The sequence below is a fragment of the Streptomyces coeruleoprunus genome, assembly GCF_039542925.1.
Taxonomy (GTDB): Bacteria; Actinomycetota; Actinomycetes; order Streptomycetales; family Streptomycetaceae; genus Streptomyces; species Streptomyces coeruleoprunus.
The window spans coordinates 3453020-3470275 of record NZ_BAABIT010000001.1 but is presented as its reverse complement, the minus strand read 5'-3'; the positions used below and the strand labels follow the sequence as shown (position 1 = coordinate 3470275).

At 71.0% G+C, this 17256-nt stretch carries 22 protein-coding genes and 1 pseudogene; 17 read left to right on the top strand and 6 right to left on the bottom strand.

The genetic code is table 11. The features are described 5' to 3' along the window. Positions 1 to 39 precede the first annotated feature (39 nt). Positions 40 to 717: a thioesterase II family protein gene (locus tag ABEB09_RS15320; RefSeq protein WP_345690467.1), complete on the top strand. Its 678-nt coding sequence runs from the start codon at positions 40 to 42 to the stop codon at positions 715 to 717. Here the strand turns inward: ABEB09_RS15320 and ABEB09_RS15315 are convergent. Beyond that, a complete protein-coding gene (locus ABEB09_RS15315; RefSeq protein WP_345690466.1) occupies positions 683 to 1486 on the bottom strand; it encodes a helix-turn-helix domain-containing protein in 804 nt (267 codons plus the stop codon). The genes ABEB09_RS15320 and ABEB09_RS15315 overlap by 35 nt on opposite strands. Before the next feature lie 280 nt (positions 1487 to 1766). On the opposite strand from ABEB09_RS15315, the gene ABEB09_RS15310 reads away from it, so the two are divergent. From ABEB09_RS15310 to ABEB09_RS15280, 7 genes are all read left to right on the top strand, one after another. Further along, positions 1767 to 2153, top strand: coding sequence for a hypothetical protein (locus ABEB09_RS15310; RefSeq protein ID WP_345690465.1), 387 nt, complete (start codon positions 1767 to 1769; stop codon positions 2151 to 2153). 134 nt (positions 2154 to 2287) lie between these two features. Further along, complete coding sequence (locus tag ABEB09_RS15305; RefSeq protein WP_345690464.1) at positions 2288 to 2485, top strand: hypothetical protein; 198 nt, start codon at positions 2288 to 2290, stop codon at positions 2483 to 2485. Further along, positions 2475 to 2996: a DUF6879 family protein gene (locus ABEB09_RS15300; RefSeq protein WP_345690463.1), complete on the top strand. Its 522-nt coding sequence runs from the start codon at positions 2475 to 2477 to the stop codon at positions 2994 to 2996. Before ABEB09_RS15305 ends, ABEB09_RS15300 begins: the two co-directional genes overlap by 11 nt. After that, complete coding sequence (locus ABEB09_RS15295) at positions 2993 to 3823, top strand: helix-turn-helix domain-containing protein (protein ID WP_345690462.1); 831 nt, start codon at positions 2993 to 2995, stop codon at positions 3821 to 3823. The genes ABEB09_RS15300 and ABEB09_RS15295 overlap by 4 nt, the downstream gene beginning before the upstream one ends. 379 nt (positions 3824 to 4202) lie before the next feature. After that, positions 4203 to 4334 (top strand): hypothetical protein, encoded by a 132-nt coding sequence (locus ABEB09_RS15290; RefSeq protein ID WP_345690461.1) that lies wholly within the window; start codon positions 4203 to 4205, stop codon positions 4332 to 4334. A 120-nt stretch (positions 4335 to 4454) separates the two neighbouring features. Continuing rightward, positions 4455 to 4592, top strand: coding sequence for a hypothetical protein (locus ABEB09_RS15285; RefSeq protein WP_345690460.1), 138 nt, complete (start codon positions 4455 to 4457; stop codon positions 4590 to 4592). 62 nt (positions 4593 to 4654) lie between these two features. Then, positions 4655 to 5101: a hypothetical protein gene (locus ABEB09_RS15280; protein WP_345690459.1), complete on the top strand. Its 447-nt coding sequence runs from the start codon at positions 4655 to 4657 to the stop codon at positions 5099 to 5101. Positions 5102 to 5208: 107 nt separating this feature from the next. On the opposite strand, the pseudogene ABEB09_RS15275 reads toward ABEB09_RS15280, so the two are convergent. The 5 genes and pseudogenes from ABEB09_RS15275 to ABEB09_RS15255 form a co-directional block, all read right to left on the bottom strand. Continuing rightward, positions 5209 to 5678, bottom strand: a pseudogene (locus ABEB09_RS15275) (NUDIX domain-containing protein). Continuing rightward, complete coding sequence (locus tag ABEB09_RS15270) at positions 5675 to 6163, bottom strand: hypothetical protein (protein ID WP_345690458.1); 489 nt, start codon at positions 6161 to 6163, stop codon at positions 5675 to 5677. Before ABEB09_RS15270 ends, ABEB09_RS15275 begins: the two are co-directional and overlap by 4 nt. Positions 6164 to 6168: 5 nt before the next feature. Then, positions 6169 to 7302 (bottom strand): hypothetical protein, encoded by a 1134-nt coding sequence (locus tag ABEB09_RS15265; protein WP_345690457.1) that lies wholly within the window; start codon positions 7300 to 7302, stop codon positions 6169 to 6171. After that, the gene (locus tag ABEB09_RS15260; RefSeq protein ID WP_345690456.1) at positions 7302 to 7850 is read right to left on the bottom strand and encodes a hypothetical protein; all 549 of its coding nucleotides are present in this window, start codon (positions 7848 to 7850) and stop codon (positions 7302 to 7304) included. The genes ABEB09_RS15265 and ABEB09_RS15260 overlap by 1 nt, the downstream gene beginning before the upstream one ends. A gap of 87 nt (positions 7851 to 7937) precedes the next feature. Further along, a complete protein-coding gene (locus tag ABEB09_RS15255) occupies positions 7938 to 8156 on the bottom strand; it encodes a hypothetical protein (protein WP_345690455.1) in 219 nt (72 codons plus the stop codon). Between the two features lie 310 nt (positions 8157 to 8466). On the opposite strand from ABEB09_RS15255, the gene ABEB09_RS15250 reads away from it, so the two are divergent. The 9 genes from ABEB09_RS15250 (at position 8467) to ABEB09_RS15210 (ending at position 17256) form a co-directional block, all read left to right on the top strand. After that, positions 8467 to 9003, top strand: a complete 537-nt coding sequence (locus ABEB09_RS15250) for an aspartate carbamoyltransferase (RefSeq protein ID WP_345690454.1) — start codon at positions 8467 to 8469, stop codon at positions 9001 to 9003. A gap of 142 nt (positions 9004 to 9145) precedes the next feature. Continuing rightward, positions 9146 to 9847: a response regulator transcription factor gene (locus ABEB09_RS15245; protein ID WP_345690453.1), complete on the top strand. Its 702-nt coding sequence runs from the start codon at positions 9146 to 9148 to the stop codon at positions 9845 to 9847. Between the two features lie 9 nt (positions 9848 to 9856). Beyond that, positions 9857 to 11251 carry a sensor histidine kinase gene (locus tag ABEB09_RS15240; protein WP_345690452.1) on the top strand — a complete coding sequence of 465 codons (1395 nt, stop codon included), beginning with the start codon at positions 9857 to 9859 and terminating at the stop codon, positions 11249 to 11251. Between the two features lie 707 nt (positions 11252 to 11958). Beyond that, positions 11959 to 12735: a HesA/MoeB/ThiF family protein gene (locus tag ABEB09_RS15235; RefSeq protein WP_345690451.1), complete on the top strand. Its 777-nt coding sequence runs from the start codon at positions 11959 to 11961 to the stop codon at positions 12733 to 12735. 19 nt (positions 12736 to 12754) lie between these two features. Then, a complete protein-coding gene (locus tag ABEB09_RS15230) occupies positions 12755 to 13033 on the top strand; it encodes a ubiquitin-like small modifier protein 1 (RefSeq protein WP_345690450.1) in 279 nt (92 codons plus the stop codon). Then, on the top strand, positions 13030 to 13812 hold the full coding sequence (modA, locus tag ABEB09_RS15225) for a molybdate ABC transporter substrate-binding protein (protein ID WP_345693949.1): 783 nt from the start codon (positions 13030 to 13032) through the stop codon (positions 13810 to 13812). The genes ABEB09_RS15230 and modA overlap by 4 nt, the downstream gene beginning before the upstream one ends. Continuing rightward, positions 13809 to 14711, top strand: coding sequence for an ABC transporter permease (locus ABEB09_RS15220; protein ID WP_380839314.1), 903 nt, complete (start codon positions 13809 to 13811; stop codon positions 14709 to 14711). The genes modA and ABEB09_RS15220 overlap by 4 nt, the downstream gene beginning before the upstream one ends. Further along, a complete protein-coding gene (locus tag ABEB09_RS15215) occupies positions 14708 to 15760 on the top strand; it encodes a sulfate/molybdate ABC transporter ATP-binding protein (RefSeq protein ID WP_345690449.1) in 1053 nt (350 codons plus the stop codon). Before ABEB09_RS15220 ends, ABEB09_RS15215 begins: the two co-directional genes overlap by 4 nt. Continuing rightward, on the top strand, positions 15757 to 17256 hold the full coding sequence (locus ABEB09_RS15210; protein WP_345690448.1) for a chromate transporter: 1500 nt from the start codon (positions 15757 to 15759) through the stop codon (positions 17254 to 17256). The genes ABEB09_RS15215 and ABEB09_RS15210 overlap by 4 nt, the downstream gene beginning before the upstream one ends.

Below are 17256 nucleotides of genomic sequence, written 5' to 3'. Positions count from 1 at the left end.
CCGCTTCCACGAGGCGGCGCCGGGGGCGGTACGCCTGGTGTGCTTCCCGCACGCGGGGGGCTCGGCGGGCTTCTTCTTCCCGCTGTCGGGGCGCTGTCGCCGGACGTGGAGGTGCTGGCGGTCCAGTACCCGGGCCGGCAGGACCGCAGGCAGGAGGGTTGCGCGCAGGACGTGGAGACGCTGGTGGCGGAGTCCCTGGCCGCCCTGTCGCACCTGGACCAGGACCGCCCCCTGGCACTCTTCGGCCACAGCATGGGGGCTGTGGTGGCGTACGAGACGGCCAGACGGCTGGGCACGCCGCCGGCGATCCTGTTCGCCTCGGGCCGCCGGGCCCCGTCCCGCACCAGGGACGAGTCCATGCACCTGCAGCCGGACGAGGTCCTGGCGGCGGACCTGCGCACCCTGGGCGGCACGGACAGCGAACTCCTCGACGACCCGGACATCCTCCGGATGGTGCTCCCGGCCGTCCGTGCGGACTACCGGGCGATCGAGACGTACCGCCACACCGCGGGCCCTCCGCTGGCGTGCCCGATCAGGGTCCTGACGGGCGCGTCGGACACGAGGGTCACGCCGGAGGAGGCGGAGGCGTGGCAGCACCACACCACAGCCGACTGCGCGGTCGACACCTTCCCGGGCGGCCACTTCTTCCTCCGGGAGGTCCAGGACGAGATCACGACCCTGGTCAGGAGGGAGCTGGGGGCTCTGGCGAGGGCGTGACGGACGCCTGACATCCTCCGCAGACGCCCGGTCGGGCAGCGCGGAAGGCACGATCGCACCGGTCGCAGTTCTGCAGGGGAAGGGGCAGCTCGACGGCGGCGATCCGAGGCGGCAACCACGCGCGCAACCGGTGCTCGACGAGCCGCCCGGGCCAGCGGATGGTGCCTTGGGGCAGGTCCCCGCTCAGGATCCGGCTGACGACGCCGTCGCCGAGCCCGCGCTCCAGCCATTCGCCGACGAGGGGCGCGAGCCGCCGGACGTCCTGCTCGGACAGGACGAGCCGGGGCTCGCGCTGCCGGAGCTGGGCGAGGAGACGGGCGGCGGGCCGGAGGGCGTCGGGCAGGGGCGGTTCGGGCCGACGCACCACGGGCGCGGCCTGCGGCTCGGCGGCGGGCTCCGGCTTGGGTGCCTGCCGCTGCCCGGGGTGCTCGTACCACCGGGTACTGGTGACAACCCGGGCGCCGGCGACACGATGCACCACCCGCTCCAGATACCCGGCGGCTTCAAGCTCATTGAGAGCCTGGCCGATACGCCGCTCACCCTCGGGAAACCGAGCCGTCAAGGCACGAATGCTCACGACGACCCCATCGGGCAGGGACTGGATGTAGACGCCGATGCCGATGGCACAGGCGGAAAGCCCCTGGTGCTGGGCGAGGTGGTTGCCGACAACCGTGAACTTCTCGCGGTGGCGGTGGCGGATGTGGGTCACTCCTGCGGCTGAAGAGCCGCTGCGGGCGGCGGCGCGCGCGTTAAACTGGGCGACAGTCATGGGGAAGGTTCGAGCTTCCTGTGTGATCAGGCCCTCGGTCGGGATGCCAGTCCCGCCGGGGGCCGAAGTCTTTTGTGGACGTGGAGAGTTGGCGCGACGCTACCTCGCCACCGGTCCCTTCTGCCACTTCCTCACCCGATCGTGTGAGACGCCCTGGTTTGGACGGGAGTGGGAGTTACCCCGTACTTGGAGACGGGATCTCGCGCCCCACCGCGACGCACACCACCGGGTCGCGAGAACGCAGATCCGGTGCGGGCGGACGGTGGTTACGCTGCCGCCCATGGGATACGCATTCGAGTTCGAACGACCGGCCGCCGGCGGCACGTTCTCCTTGAACAACTGGCAGATGGGCTTCGTCCGGGAAGCCCTGCGGGAGGCGGGCGCGGCGGCCGGCCAGGGCCTTGAGCAGGTGCTGCGAGCGCCAGGCCTGGAACCGACCGGGCAGACGGTGGACATGGCGAAGTTCCTGTCGAACGACAACTGGCACGTCACGTCGGAGGAAGCGGCCTTCATCGCGACGCGCCTGCGCCTGGCGGCGGACGAGTCCGTGATCGCCGACCTGCTGTCGTTCTTCGACGACGCGCCTGCGGAAGCCGGGCAGTGGATAGCCGACTTCGCCGACTTCAACGCCCGATCGGCCGCACATGAGGGCTACCGGGTGCGGTAGCGGCTCGGGAGTCCGAACCGCAGCGGGCCGCAGCTTCCCTTTCCCGTTCCGGAAACCCGAACCTCTTGTGCGCTGCCCCGAAGGGTCGGAAGCATTGGCGACGACGCGGCGCAGCAAGCCAGGGAGGGAAACCCGTGAACGTCACCAAGCTCGTCAGCTCGTGCGATGTCAAGGACTGTCCGACCATCTACGCCACCGACAGGGACACTCTCCTCGTCCAGGGGGAAACCCCCACGGATCACGGATTGAAGCTTCCGGCGCACGAAACGGTCGTGGAAATCCCGGTGCAGCTCCTGGTCGACTTGCTTCGGAAGGGCCTTCGTGACGCCTAAGAGTCTTGGCGAGCTGTTCGACAGCTTCGAGCGAGAGGCCTTCCGCCTGGAGGTCCGGGCCGACTACAGCGGCTCGGGCAGCGTGGACGCCTACCACGCGTTCCTCTCGGGTCAGCCCCAGCCGGACGACTACAACGAGGATTGGATCTCGGAACTCCGAGCCCATACGGAAAGCGGCAGGCGGATCTATCGCGTGCACGTCCTCTCTCGGCCGCTCACGCCATATCTACGGTTCGAACTGGGCTGGGGATATCGGAAGAATGCCACTGGCGGTGAGGAGTTCTTCATCCTCGACACCACGGGCAAGCCCAATCCGCTGGATGGCGTCGAGGACTTCTGGCTCTTCGACGAGCAAACCGTGGTCGTCATGCACTACGACGGGGCGGGAGTCGTCACAGGGCGGGAGACGCTTCCCGGCGGCCGGGCGCACGAATACGTCGGCCTTCGGGATCTGGCTCTGGCTCATGCGGAGCCGTTTCCGCAATGGTGGGAAAAACACGGCGGCGAGTGAACCGAGGAGAACTGGGAGCGGCGCTGCGGGCGCTTCGGCGGGCATCCGGGAAGGAAGCCAAGGCCGTCGCCCGCAGTGCCGTCATGTCTGCGAGCAAGCTCAGCAAGATCGAGACCGGGAAGGTCTCGCCGTCCGCAGCGGACGTCGAACGGATCCTCACCGCCATCGGCGTCTCGGACGAGGTGAAAGCCGAGTACCTGGACGTCGCCAGAGCGACAGCCGCAGAGGCGACGGCATGGCGCCTGGTCCGCCGTATGGGGCTGCACAAGGCGCAGGAGCAGACGAGAGCGCTCGAAGCCAGGATGTCCGTGCTGCGGCTCTTCCAGCCGGCCCTGATTCCCGGACTGCTTCAGACTCCCGAATACATTCGGGCGATCCTCTCTCGGCATGATCTCGGTGACGACGTCCTCAGCCGCACCATCAGCGCGAGAATCGATCGCCAGCAGGCACTCTACGACGCGACCAAGGAACTGCACTTCGTCATCACCGAGTCGGTGCTGAGATGGCGCATCGTGTCGGCTGCCAGGATGGCCGAGCAACTCGACAGGCTGGTGTCTCTTTCCCGCCTGCCTCATATCGACATTCGCGTCGTTCCGTTGTCCACTCCGCAGCAGGATATAGCCAACCATCCTTTTGTTATTCGTGATGACAGGACAGTGACAGTCGAAACGGTCCATGCGGAACTCGTCGTTACGGACCCCAGGGATGTTGCCCTGTACGTCCAGAAGTTTGAGCGTTTCGCATCGTCAGCTCTGTCCGGAAGTGCCATGCGCTTGTTCGTGTCGGATGTCCGGGACGGCTTTTTGCATGAACGGGAAACCGGCTAGGGCAAGAGGCCGGTACGGAGAATCATTGCTTGCGCAGACCACCCCGAACTGGAGGCGTAGGCAATGGCCGACACACAGACGACGATCTCGAGACCCGTTCACCTCGCTATTCCTCCCGGCCCCCCGCGTGCGGCCCCTGGCTGTCGTGTGTGCGCAGCATTGGTGGACCAGCGTGCGGTAGCCCGGAGTCGCGGGGGACTACTCGAGGGCGTCCGACTGCAACGTGGAGATCTCCGCTCACGACAAGAGCCATTGAATGTGCATGCCAATGGAGGAGTGGCGAGAAACCTGGGCCTACGCGGAGGAGATGACTGAAGCCCTACGCGAAGCCTTGTCGGCCCTAGGTATTCCACGTACGTCTTACCGCTCGATCCGCCCCGTGATCACCCACCGAGGCCAGATGTACGTCGCGGTGGGGATGCTCCGCGCCGACGCCGCTGCCGTGCTGGCCAACGCCCTGAGCCCGCAGTCGGGTGACCGTATCGGCGACCGCCCTCTACCCACCCACTGACTCCCGCCCCGGCCGCATCTCCCTGGCAGGACCACGGCCGGAGCGGGCAAAGGGATCCGCCCCGAAGGGCGGGACGGTCCCTCACGCAAGTGCGCAATCACCTGCACGGAGAAGGGCTCCGTGCTGCTCGCACACCCGGAGGTCACCATGCGCCACCGCATCGACCCGGTCAAGGCCACCGCCCCCGACGAGGACGACGGCAAGGGCAGCAACCCCAGCGGGGGCTGCGGCGACGGCGACGGCTGCGGCCGCAAGTAGACAGCACCGAGTCACGGTGGGGCGGCCTCGGCGCGGTCGCCCCACCGCGAAGGGAACAAGCGATGCATCACCACGGCTACTTGTGGCTCGGCACTGGCCTGCACCAGGTCAAGGACGGCATCCGCCGTGCCGGGCATCCCGACTTCGCGACGAGCCCCGTCCCACCGCTCGAACTGGCCCACTGGCTCCTCAAGCCTCCTGCGTTCGTGCGCGGCACCTGGCACGACCCGAAGGAGGCCGCGGCATGGTTCGGCGAACAAGTCCGACCCCACACTGAAGCCTTCGTCTGCCGGCACGACCACGAGGCCCTGGGGGACCGCATCGCCCAGGCCGCCGACAGTGCGGCAGGCGGCGAGGACGTGTCGGGCGGCTGGTGGCTTACCCGGCAGAGGTACCTCGGCGTATACCTGATCGCCTGCACACCCCATCGCTTCCGCCCCGACTACCCCTGCCCCCTTGCGGGAAGCCCGTCAGCGGTCGGACCCCGCGCGGTGGTAAGCGGCCCGTAATGCCCGTGGACCGGATCCGCGCGGCGGGAGCCACGTCACGATGTGCGCGCGCCTCTGCCGCTGAAGGCCTGACCGCCCTCGGGAGTGCCCAGTGCGCGGCCGGCTGGTCAGCCGAGGTACGGCTGGTCGCGGTGTTCCAAGAAGTGGTGGATGCGCAGTCTTTGCGTGCGGTGCATGGGCAGGCCGGAGATGTCCCCCGGCGCCACGAAACGCAGCTCCGTCGACTCGTCGGAGAGGGCCGGCTCGCCGCCGACGAGGCGAGCCCTGAAGCACACGTTGAACTGTCGGCGTACCTCGCCGTCCGAGTAGGCAATGACATGCCTCGGGTCGGTGTAGGTACCGACCAGGCCCGTGATCCGCACGTCGAGGCCGGTCTCCTCCTTGACCTCCCGGACCGCCGCCCACGGCAGGGAGTCCGTCAGCTCCATGCCCCGCCGGGCAGCGCCCACAAGCCGCTGTCCCGCCGCCGCTGGAGGAGGATGCGGCCCTCGTCGTCCGTCACGACCGCCGATGCCGCGACCACCATGCTGTTCGGCCGCGGGGCGCTCGGGTCGTCGTAATACCCGGTGCGGGTCACGGCTTCTCCAGGTCGAGCCGGAACGACGGGCACGTGTCGGGATCCGTGTTGTCGTACAGGACGACGCGCTTGTCGTCGGACGTGATCGTCAGTAGGTCGATCGTGTCGCCGCGCAGCAGGGGCTTCGGCTTGTCGAAGTGCAGCCGCAGGAGGGGCGACTGTTCGGAGGCCGTCGAGCGGTCGATCTCCCACGTGCCCGAGCCGTCGAAGGTCTCGCCCAGCTCGTCGCGGTAGTAGTCGCCGGTCGGCCAGTTCTCCACGGTGAGCGTGTTGCCGGCCTTCCCGCTGCCGTTCGTCAGCGTGAGCCGTACGCCCTCCGCGTCGCGTACGCCCTCGTACGTACCGTCGATGCCGGCGGCGGCAGCCGAGGCGGACTCCTCAGGTACGCAACGCTCGAAGGCGTCGGTGCCGCAGGCGGTGAGCGTCGTGGAGAGGAGGCCGAGTGCGGTCATGCCGACGAGGAGACCGCGGCTTCGGTGGTTCATGGGCGCTACCTGTTCGCTGGGACGCGTTCGGTCCACGTGATCTTCTGGCTCACTGTGGAGAAGGCGCCTTCCTCCCGGTTGAACTTGCTCAGCCAGTCGTAGTAGCCGACGAAGTGGAGGAAGGACTCGTTGCTGGTCTTGTTGTCGAGCGTGTACTCCACGAGCAGCGTGCCGTCGGGGTCCTGCCCCTGGATTTTGTAGTCCAGGGAGTACGACCCCATGAACGCCTCGCCCAAGTGGTCCTCGTCGGCGGTGACGATGGCCGGGATGTCGGTCAGGATCAGCTTCTTCAGGGCCCCCAGCTTGCCGCTCTCGGAGATCGAGTAGCTGACGGTGCCGTCTGTCTTGCCTTCGTTGCGCCACTGCGCGAGCGTGTCGCTGCGCAGCTGCTCCATGCTGACGCTGGCCCTGATCAGCTCGGTCATCTCGTCGCCGTCGCGGTACTCCCGGTGCCGTGGGCCGCTGCCGGTCACCCACGCCATTCCCAGGTCGTAGGGAGAGTCGCTGCTGTAGCCGGGGTATGGGTCCTTGCCCTTGAGAGCTCTCGCGAAGGCGTTGTAGTCCGCTTCGCTGATCTTGTTGGTCGTGTCGATGCTGCTGTGCTTCGGGTCGCTGTTGAACCACGTGCCCAGGCCGATGTCGGCCATCAGCGCGAATGCCAGGTTCTGGTCGGCGACGATTCCGCGCCGCACCGCGTCGGCGATCTCCCGTGCGGCGTTGTCGACCGCTTTCGCCTCCTCGGAGCCGTCCTCCAGAACCTTGCACTGGCCGTTGATGACGGACGAGATCGTGCCGTCCGACAGGACGGTCAGGCCCTTGGCCTCGGCCCGGCGAACGGCGTCCTTCAGTGCCGTTCTTACCGCCTTCAGCTCACCTACGGCATCGTCGACGACCCCGGTCACAGCCGCGGCCACCTTGGTGGCCGACTCCAGCTGACGTTGGATGTCGTCGATCATCCGCCATGCGTACGGGGCGGCCGCGCCTTCCCAGTAGCCCTTGTTCTTCAGGGGCACGAGCACCTCGTCGTGCATCCGCTTGCCCAGGCCGCTGATGTCCCTGTGCACGGTGCGCCACTGGTCCGCCAGCTTGTCCAGCGGCTCCAGATCCGTATCGAGGATCTCCCGGAAGAAGTTCACCATCACAGCCCCTCGAGCGCCGAGCGCGGCCTGGTCCGGCCCTGGAACGACTCCTCTACGGCGGCATCCGTCTTGGTGTAGTCCCGCGCGCCGGCCCGCAGACTCTCGGAGATCCGGCCGATCCAGCCGGCCACCGTGCCCGCCTGCTGCTCCCAGCGTTTGTGGGCCTCCCGCAGGCCACCCGCCGACTGCCATTCCGAGAGGGCGGAGATCGCTGTCCTGGCCGGCCCTTCGAGTGAGGCAGCCGGTTTGGTGAACGCCGTGAAGATCTCGTCGGCCCGGCCGGCGGCCGTGTTCAGGATGCCGGGTTCGATACGCAGTCGTTGGCCGGGCGCCTCTCCGTGGGGGCCGCGGGGCGCCGGAGGCTGGAGGAAGGGCGAACGCGGCGCGAACGGCGACTCCGGCTGCAACAGGTTCGGGGCAGTCGGATCGGCGTAGCTGTCTGCGGGAGGCGCCGTGTAGTAGGGGCTTGCGAACTCGAGGTTTCGTTTCTTCAGCTCATCCGGCGTCAGCGGCAGCTTGTCCGGTATGGGCAGCTCTTCGTCGCTCATGCGCTTTCCCCCGTCGGTCTTTCTCTGAGCGCTGCGCACCCAGCAGGCTAGCCGAGCCACCGGTCGCCGCCGCACTGTCCCCCCAGGTCACGGCACCGTCACCGCCGTGTGTCCGTGCCCGTGATGGTGGCCCGGGGTGGGCGTGGGTGGGTCGGTGGTGAGGGAGGCGCATTCCGGGCGGGCCGTGTGGCGGGCCGTGGCGGAGGGAGGCTCGTCGCAGAGGTCGGAGGTCCGGCTGTGCGAGCCGTGGAATCCCAGCATGAGCCAGGCCGCGAGGAAGAGCAGCACGAGCGCGGTGGCGATCATGAACCATCCCGGAGCCGTTCGCGTGGGGCTCCTGCGGGTGCGGGGGGTTGAGGGCACCTCGACGGGCCTCCTGTGAAGCGGATCGGTGGATCGCCGCCCAGAGTAGGGCTCAGCGGTGCAATGGCCCGACAGGCGGAGTGCAGGAGAGTGCGAAGCGGAGCGGTTCGTGGGGCACGTAAGGGCGGTGCGGCGCAGGGGATTCACAGGGGTTTTCAAAGGTTGTGCGGTGTGCGGTTTTCGCGCGGAATGTTCCCGCCGGGTCGCAGTACGGTCGCTGGCATTCCGCTCGTAGCCCTGGAGGTAGGTCGTGATGAGTGAGCGTGTCGTCGTCCGGCGTCGGTGGGTGCGACCCGTGCTGGTGGCGAGTGCCGGGCTGTTGTTGGTCGGCGGGGTGGCCACCGGGTGGATGGTCGGCCGGGACGGAGGCGGTGGCCGGCAGGAGGTCGTCGCCGAGCGCGGGCGGGCCGTCATGCCCTTCGACCTCGACCGCACCACCCACCGGTTCACGCCCACCGCCACCGGCGGCACCCAGGACGTCGTCGCCGACGAGCCGGGCGACGACGCACAGGTCCGCCTGATCCGGCAGCACCTGAAGGAGGAGGCCGCCGCGTTCGGGCGGGGCGACTTCGGGGACCCGGCCAGCATTCACGGCGGCGACATGCCCGGACTGAAGGAACTCACGGAGGGCTACGGGCGCGTCGACGTCCGCTACGCCGAGCGCCCCGACGGCGCGACGCTCACCTACACGACCCGCGAGCCCGCCCTCGTCGAGGCGCTGCACCAGTGGTTCGACGCCCAGCTCGGCGATCACGGGGGCCACGCGGAGGAGGGCGGACACGCCTCCTGAGGCGTTCGCGGCCGGGATCCGGCCCCTCCGCCGCTACTCTCCGTCAAGTTGGCGAACGGCCTGTCAGATCGGGCCTGTGTCTGATCTAAGATCGCCCGGGGGCGGCGGGGGTTGTCTCCGAAAAAGGGGTCGGTGGACGTTCGTGCGGATACTTCTGGTGGAGGACGACGAGCACGTCGCTGACGCGCTCGCCGATGTGCTCAGGCAGCACGGCCATGACGTCACGGGGACGGCCACGGGCGCCCGCGCCGTGGACCTGGCGGCCGACGCCGATTTCGTCCTGCTGGACCTGAACCTTCCCGATCTCGACGGGTACGAGGTGTGCCGCCGGATCCGGGCCGTCTCCACCGTCCCGATCATCGCCGTCACCGCGCGCTCCGAGGAGATCGACCGCGTCATGCTCCTCCAGGCCGGCGCCGACGACTACGTCGTCAAGCCGTACGGCATACGCGAGTTGCTGGCGCGCATCGAGGCCGTGCAGAGGCGGACGAACCGGGCCACGTCGGCGGTGCCCCCCGCCGTCCCCCCGGTCACCGATACCAAGAGCGCCGTCATCGAAGTGGGGGCGCTGGCCATCGACGTGCGGGCCCGCCGGGTCACCCTCGACGGGCGGCCGCTCACGCTCACCGCGAAGGAGTTCGACCTGCTGGCGATGCTGGCGGGCGACTGCGGAGCCGTACTCACCAGGGAGTCGATCATCGAGCGGGTGTGGGACGAGAACTGGTTCGGGTCGACGCGCACGCTCGACGTCCACGTCGGGGCGCTGCGGACGAAACTCGGCGACAAGCGGTGGATCGAGACGGTCCGCGGCGTGGGCTTCCGCCTCACCGAACCCGCCGACTGAGGCCCCGGCGTGCAGATACGGCTGCTCTTCACGTACCTGTCGCTGACCGCGCTCATCCTGCTGATGCTGGGCATCCCGCTGGCGCTCAGCTACGCCCTCAACGAGTACCACCACATGGTGACGGTACGTCACCAGGCCGTTCAGGACGTGGCCAAGGACGCCGGTCCCGTGCTGTCCGGCGAATCGGGTGAATCCGGCGAGAACCTCGAGGACCGTGTCCGCCTGTACGACCTCCAGAACGACACCGCGATCGTCGTCGTCGACCGTGCCGGAAAGGTCGTGCTGACCTCCCGGGACGACGTGCGCCACGCCCGCGCGACGCTGGATCCGCTGCTCGGTCGCGCCACCAAGGGCGAGGGCACCGGCATGTCCCACCGGATGACCCATACGCTGCGGCCCGACCCCGTCGCCTTCGCCGAGCCCGTCTACCGGGGGGAGACCGTCGTCGGCGCGGTCGGCGCCGTCGCGTACACCGCCGCGCTCCGCAAGGACGTCAACGACCATGTGATCATCCTCGTCGGCGTCGCCGCGCTCGCGCTGACCGCCGTCGCGCTCGCCGGGATCCCCCTCAGCCGCTGGCTGCTGCACCCCATCGAACGCCTCGACCGGACCGCGCAGGCCATCGCCGACGGCGCCTACGACGTACGGGCCCGGTGCACGTCCGGCCCGCCGGAGATCCGCCGGCTGTCGCGGGCGTTCGACGGCATGGCGGACCGGCTGGTCACCCTGCTCAACGCCCAGCGGTCGTTCGTCGCGGACGCCTCGCACCAGATGCGCAACCCCCTCACGGCGCTGCGGCTGCGCGTGGAGGCCCTGGAGACCGCGATACGGCCCGAGGGGGAGCGGCAGCTCGAACAGGCCGTCGCCGAGGCGGAGCGGCTGTCCGCCATCCTCGACCAGATGCTGCGCCTCGCGCGTGCGGAGGGGGTCGACCGGCCCGCCGAGCCCGTGGACGTCGCCGCCGTCGTCGCCGGGCGGCTCGCCGCGTGGGGCGAGGTCGCGGCCCGCAAGGGCGTGGAGCTGGCCGCCCTCGAAGGGGACGGGGCGGTGTGCGCGGCGGTGCCGGGGCACTTGGAGCAGATCCTCGACGTGTTCGTCGACAACGCCCTGCACGTGTCGGGGAAGGGCGACCGGGTCGTCGTACGGTACGAGGCCGGGGAGGACGCCGTGCGCGTCCACGTCGTGGACCAGGGGCCCGGGATGAGCCCCGAGGAGTGCCGGCGGGCCCTCGACCGCTTCTGGCGTGGCAGCAACTCGGCCGCGCGGGACGGTTCCGGCCTGGGCCTGGCCATCGCCCATGCCCTGGCCGAGTCCAACTGCGGCTCCCTGCGGCTGGACCCGGCGGCGACGGGACCCGGCGTGGACGCGCAGGTGATCCTGCCCCGCTGGTCCCGCCCGGCCTGACGGCCCACTTGCGACCGAGCCAGACCCGGCCCCCCACCGGGCGTGAGCAGCCCACCGGACGGGCGGCCCCTCCCACCCCCCACCGGGGAATGCCTCCCGACGACGGGTGGCCCCTCCCACCCCACTTCCCGCCGGGGGTGAGCCGCCCCCGGGCGGGCGGCCCCACCCACCCCACCCCCCACCGGCGGTCAGCTGCCCACGGGCGGGCGGGTCCACCCACCCCACCCCCACCGGTCGGCAGGCGCCCGACGACGGGACGGGGGTGGTCCGGGGGTCGCGCGCGCAGGATTGGCGGTGCTGGGACGTTTCGCTTTCCGGGGCCCGAGCGAGCCAATCTGAGCACGTGACCCCCGGGCCGCCACCGGACTCACCCACCGTCGTGGTGCGCGCCAGGGGTGGGCCCTCAGGCCGGGGGGCCGTTCCTGCTGTGCCCACCCGTTCCGCCCTGCGGAACGACTGCCCACAGCAGGAACGGCGGCAGCGCCGCACCGCGGCGCGAGCCCACAACGACGGAACGGCGGTACTGGCGGCGCGAGCCCGCAACGACGGAACGGCGGGACCGGCCAGCGTGGTGCCCGTGGAAAGGCGTGTCTGTTCGGGGCTTGCCGTTCTCCTGACATTCCTCTGCGGATCTCCTGACCTGCCCGCCCCTACGGTCGGTCGCAATCGAACAGCGAGGTGATCTCGCCCGATCAACGGGGGGTACGTTGACACTGCAGGCGCCTGATTTCACCCAGTTCCAACTGGACCGCTACTCACGGCAGATACGCCAGGACGGCTTCGGTATCGAGGGGCAGCGGAGGCTGCGGGACGCGCACGTCGTCATCTCGCGCGGCGGCGGCGTCGGCGGCACGGTCGCCGCGCACCTCGCCATGGCCGGTGTCGGGCGGATCACCGTGGCGCACGGCGGCAAGGTCGTCCCGGAGTACCTGAACCGCTGGCTGCTCGCCAGCGCCGACGACCTCGGCCGGCCCTGCGCCGAGGCGTTCGCCGACACGCTGCGCCGGATCAACCCGGACGCCGACATCACGACGATCCCCGAGTACGTCACCCCGGACAACGTCCGCTCGATCGTCGGTGACGCCGACCTCATCGTCGACGGGGCGCCGCTCTTCGAGGAGCGCTACGCCCTCAACCAGGCCGCCGTGGAGCTGGGCCTGCCGCTGGTGTCCGGCGCGATGTACGACACCGAGGGCTACGTACTGACGGTCCGCCCCGGCCACACCCCGTGCCTGGCCTGCGTCTACCCGCAGAAGCCGGACTACTGGAACGACATCGGCGTCTTCCCCGTCATGAGCCCGGCGTCCGGGCTCGTCGGGACCATGGCCGCCATGGAGGCGATCAAGCTGGTCACCGGCTTCGCCGAACCCCTCGACTCGCAGCTGATGTTCTTCGACCTGCGCATCAACATGACCCGACTTCTCAACGTGAGGCGGCGTCCCGACTGCGCCGTCTGCGGAACCCTCGTCGCCGCCGCCTCCTGACCGCGAAGGAATCCAGGCCATGCCCAAGCTCTACATCCCGACGATCATGCGGCGCCACACCGACGGCCGGGCCACGACCGAGGTGGCCGGGGCCACGGTGGCCGAGGCATTCGACGACCTCGCGACCCGCTACCCGGGCGTCCGGGGACTCCTCCGCGACAACGACGGCCATCTCCTTCCGCACATCAACGTCTTCGTCAACGGCGACGACATCCGCGGCCTCGACGGCGAGAAGACCGCCGTGACGGACCGCGACGAGGTCCACGTCATCCCCGCCATGGCCGGAGGTGCGCGATAACCGGCACCACTCGGCGGACCTTCCTCACCGCCGTCGCCACGGCGGCGCTCGGCGCCGCCGCCACCGCCTGCTCCAACACCGGCACGTCCGGCAAGAACGGCGGCGGCGACGTCACCGTCTTCGCGGCGGCGTCCATGGGCCCCGCCCTGGAGGAGATCAAGGCCGCCTTCGCCAAGGCCCACCCCGACCACGCCGTACGGCTCAACCTCGGCAGCTCGTCCACGCTGGTCACCCAGCTGCGCGGCGGCGCCCCCGGCGACGTCTTCGTCTCCGCCGACGAGCCCAACATGCGCAAGGCGGTGGACGCCCGGCTGGTGGACGGCGAGCCGAAGGTCTTCGCCCGCAACCTCCTCAGCCTCATCGTGGAGAAGGGCAACCCCAAGAAGATCAAGGGGCTGGCCGACCTCCGCCGGACCGACCTGACCGTCGCCATGTGCGGCCCGCAGGTGCCCGTCGGCCGCTACGGCCGGCAGGCCCTGCAGAAGGCGGGCGTGCCCGTCCCGAAGGGCGCCGAGGAACTGGACGTCAAGCAGGTCGTGAGCCGGGTGACCCTGCGCGAGGCCGACGTCGGCGTCGTGTACGTCACCGATGTGAAGGCCGCCGGCGCCAAGGCCGAGGGCGTGGCCGTCCCGGCCGCGCACAACGTGGAGGCCCGCTACCCGGTCGGCCTCCTCACCGGCGGCGGCAACACGGCCGGGGGCAGGCTGTTCGTCGACTTCCTGCTGTCGGCGCAGGCCCAGGCGGTCCTCAAGAACCACGGCTTCCTGGCACCGGCATGAGCACCGACGTAACGGCAGGAACCTCGGGCTCCTCGGGCTCCTCGGGCTCCTCGGGCACCGGCGCGCGTCAGGCGCCGCCGGTGCCCGGCACGCCGCCCCCGCCGCCGAAGGCACGGCGCTCGCGGTGGCTCCCGGCCGCGTTCATGGTGCTCGGCGGCCTCGGCATCAGCCTGTTCGCCGCCCCGCTCGCGGCGCTGCTCCTGCGCGTGCCCTGGGCGGAGGCCGCGGGCCAGCTGCTGGCGCCGGAGACCAGGGACGCCCTGTACGTCTCGCTGGTCTGCTCGCTCAGCGCCACCGTGCTGTGCCTGCTGCTCGGCGTACCGGTGGCGTGGATCCTGGTCCGTACGCAGCTGCCCGGCCGGTCCTTCCTGCGGGCGATCACCACCCTGCCGGTGGTGCTGCCGCCCGTCGTCGGCGGTGTGGCGCTGCTCCTCGCCTTCGGGCGGGACGGGGTGTTCGGCCAGTTCCTGGACGAGACGTTCGGGATCCGGCTCGCGTTCACCACGTACGGGGTGATCCTCGCCGAGACGTTCGTCGCGATGCCGTTCCTCGTGCTCACCGTGTGCGGCGCCCTGCAGTCCGCCGACCGGCGCGTCGAGGACGCCGCCCGCACGCTCGGCGCCGGGCCCTGGACGGTGTTCTGGCGGGTCACGCTCCCGCAGATCCGGCCCTCGCTGCTGTCCGGCTCGGTGCTGTGCTGGGCGCGCGCGCTCGGCGAGTTCGGCGCCACGATCACGTTCGCCGGGAACCTGCCGGGCAGCACCCAGACTCTTCCGCTGGCGGTCTACGTGGCCCTGGAACGATCCCCGGAGGCGGCCATCGTGCTCAGCCTGCTGCTCCTCGCCGTGTCCCTGAGCATCCTCGTCGGCCTGCGCCGGCAGTGGGCGGGTGGGCTGTGAGCCTGCACGCCGAGGTCCGGGCCACCGCCGGGACGTTCACGATCGACGTGGCGTTCGAGGTCGCGGAGGGCCAGACCGTCGCCGTCCTCGGGCCGAACGGCGCCGGCAAGAGCACGCTGCTGCGCGGGCTGTGCGGCCTGCTGCGGCTCGACGCCGGGCGGCTCGCCCTCAACGGGCGCGTATTCGACGAGCCCGCCACCGGCACGTTCGTGCCGCCCGAGTGCCGGCCCGTCGGCGTCGTCTTCCAGGACCTGCGGCTCGTGCCGCACCTGAGCGCCGTCGAGAACGTCGCCTTCGGGCTGCGCTGCCGGGGCGTGCCGCGCGCCGACGCCCGCCGCAGTGCCGCCGCGTGGCTGGAGCGGTTCGGACTGGGCGGGCGGGCCGGCGCACGGCCCCGCGAACTGTCCGGCGGGCAGGCCCAGCGCGTCGCGCTGGCCCGCGCCCTGGCCGTCGCGCCGGAGCTGCTGCTGCTCGACGAGCCGCTGTCCGCGCTGGACGTCGGGCTGCGCGCCGACATGCGCCGGGACCTCCAGCAGGCGCTGGCCTCGTTCCCGGGCGTACGGCTCGTCGTCACGCACGACCCGACGGAGGCGTTCACGCTCGCCGACCGGCTCGTCATCATCGAGGACGGCCGGATCGTGCAGTCCGGCAGCCCCGCCGAGGTCACCGCCCGGCCCCGCTCCCCGTACGTGGCGCGGTTCGTCGGCGTCAACCTGCTGCGCGGCTGGGCGGACGGCGACCGGCTCACCGTCGAGGGCGGCCGGGAACTCATCGTCCCCAAGGGCGCGGTCGGCGACGTGTGGGCCGGGATTCATCCACGGGCCGTGGCCCTGCACCGGGAACGGCCCGACGGCACGCCCCGCAACGCCTGGCGGTGCCGGATCGAGAGCCTCGACGTCGAACGGGACGTCCTGCGGGTGTCCCTCGCGGGGAAGCCGTCCGTCGTGGCGGAGGTGACCGCGGCGGCCTTCGCCGAACTGGGCCTGGAACCGGGCGACGAGGTGTGGGCCTCCGTCAAGGCCACGGAGATCGAGGTCTTCGCGGCATGAGCGAGCGACGCGACGACACGCACGGCGACGACACGCACGGCGACGGCACGCACGGCGGTGTCACGGGCGGTGGTGTCACGGGCGGCCGCGCCGCCGCCGAGGTCTTCTGGGTGTTCCTGCGCGTCGGCGCGCTCTCCTTCGGTGGGCCCGCGGCCAACATGGCGCTCGTCCACAGCAAGGTCGTCCTGGGCCTGAAGTGGCTGGAGGAACGGGAGTTCCTGGACCTCGTCGGCATGGTGACGGTGCTGCCCGGGCCCAACGCCGTCGAGATGGCCATGCACATCGGCCACCGCCGCGCGGGCCGCGCCGGTTTCGTCCTCGGCGGGATCGCGTTCGTCCTGCCCGGCGCCGTCCTCGCGATGATCCTCGGCGCCCTCTACGTACGGTACGGGGCCACCCCGGCGGCCGGCGGCCTGCTGTACGGCATCAAACCGGTCGTCATCGCCGTGACGGCCTGGTCCGTCATCCGCCTGGCCAAGGGCGCGCTCAAGCCTCGCGGCGGCGGCAAGGGCGGGGCCCCTGCGGCCCGTACGACGGACGCGGACCCGGCAGCGGACGCGGCGCCGCAGCCGTCCGGGGCGCAGTCCGGTACGGGGCCGGGTGGGGACGCCGGCAGTCCGGCAGGCGCACCTGCGGCTCGTGCCGCCGACGCGCACCCCGCCGGGGACGCGACCCCGGGCACCGGCAATGCCGCGGCCCCCGGGGCCGCCGCCCCGGCACGGGCGGGCGGGCCGCAGCCCGGCAACGGCGCACGCGGCGTGCGCGCCCGCCTCGTGCCGCTCGGGGTGATCGCCGGTACCGGTGTCGTCTACCTCTTCGCCGTCGACGAGCTGCTGCTGCTCGCCGTCGCCGGGGCCGTCATGCTCGCCGGGCACCTGTGGCGCACCCGGCGGGAGCGGCGGCCGGCGGGCGGAAGCGTCGGGATGGTGCTGCCGCTGCCGCTGGCCGCGGCCGGCGGGCACGCCGATCTGCCCGCGCTCGCCGGGGTGTTCCTCAAGGCGGGCGCGCTGCTGTTCGGCGGCGGCGCCGTCCTCCTCGCCGTCCTGCGCGGTGAACTCGTCGTCGACCGTGGCTGGATCACCGAGGCGCAGCTCCTCGACGCCGTCATGGTCGGCCAGGTCACCCCGGGCCCGGTGCTCAACACGGCCACGTTCCTGGGCTACACGCTGGCCGGACCGCTCGGCGGGGTGGTGGTGACCGTCGCCGTCGTCCTGCCGTCGTTCCTGCTGATGGCGGCCGCGGGGCCGGCGCTGCGCCTGATCCGTGCGTACGCCTCCGCCCGTGCCGTACTCGACGGCGTCACGCTCGGCGCGATCGGCGTGCTCGCCGGGTTCACCGTCGAGCTGGCCCGCGGCGCCCTCGTCGACCCGCTCACCGTCGCCCTCGCGGCCGCCGCGGCCCTCGTGCTGTGGCGGCGCCCGCAGTCGGCCCTCTCCCTGGTCGGCGCGGGCGCGGTCGTCGGTCTGCTCCGGCTCCTCGTCCACCACGCGTTCTGA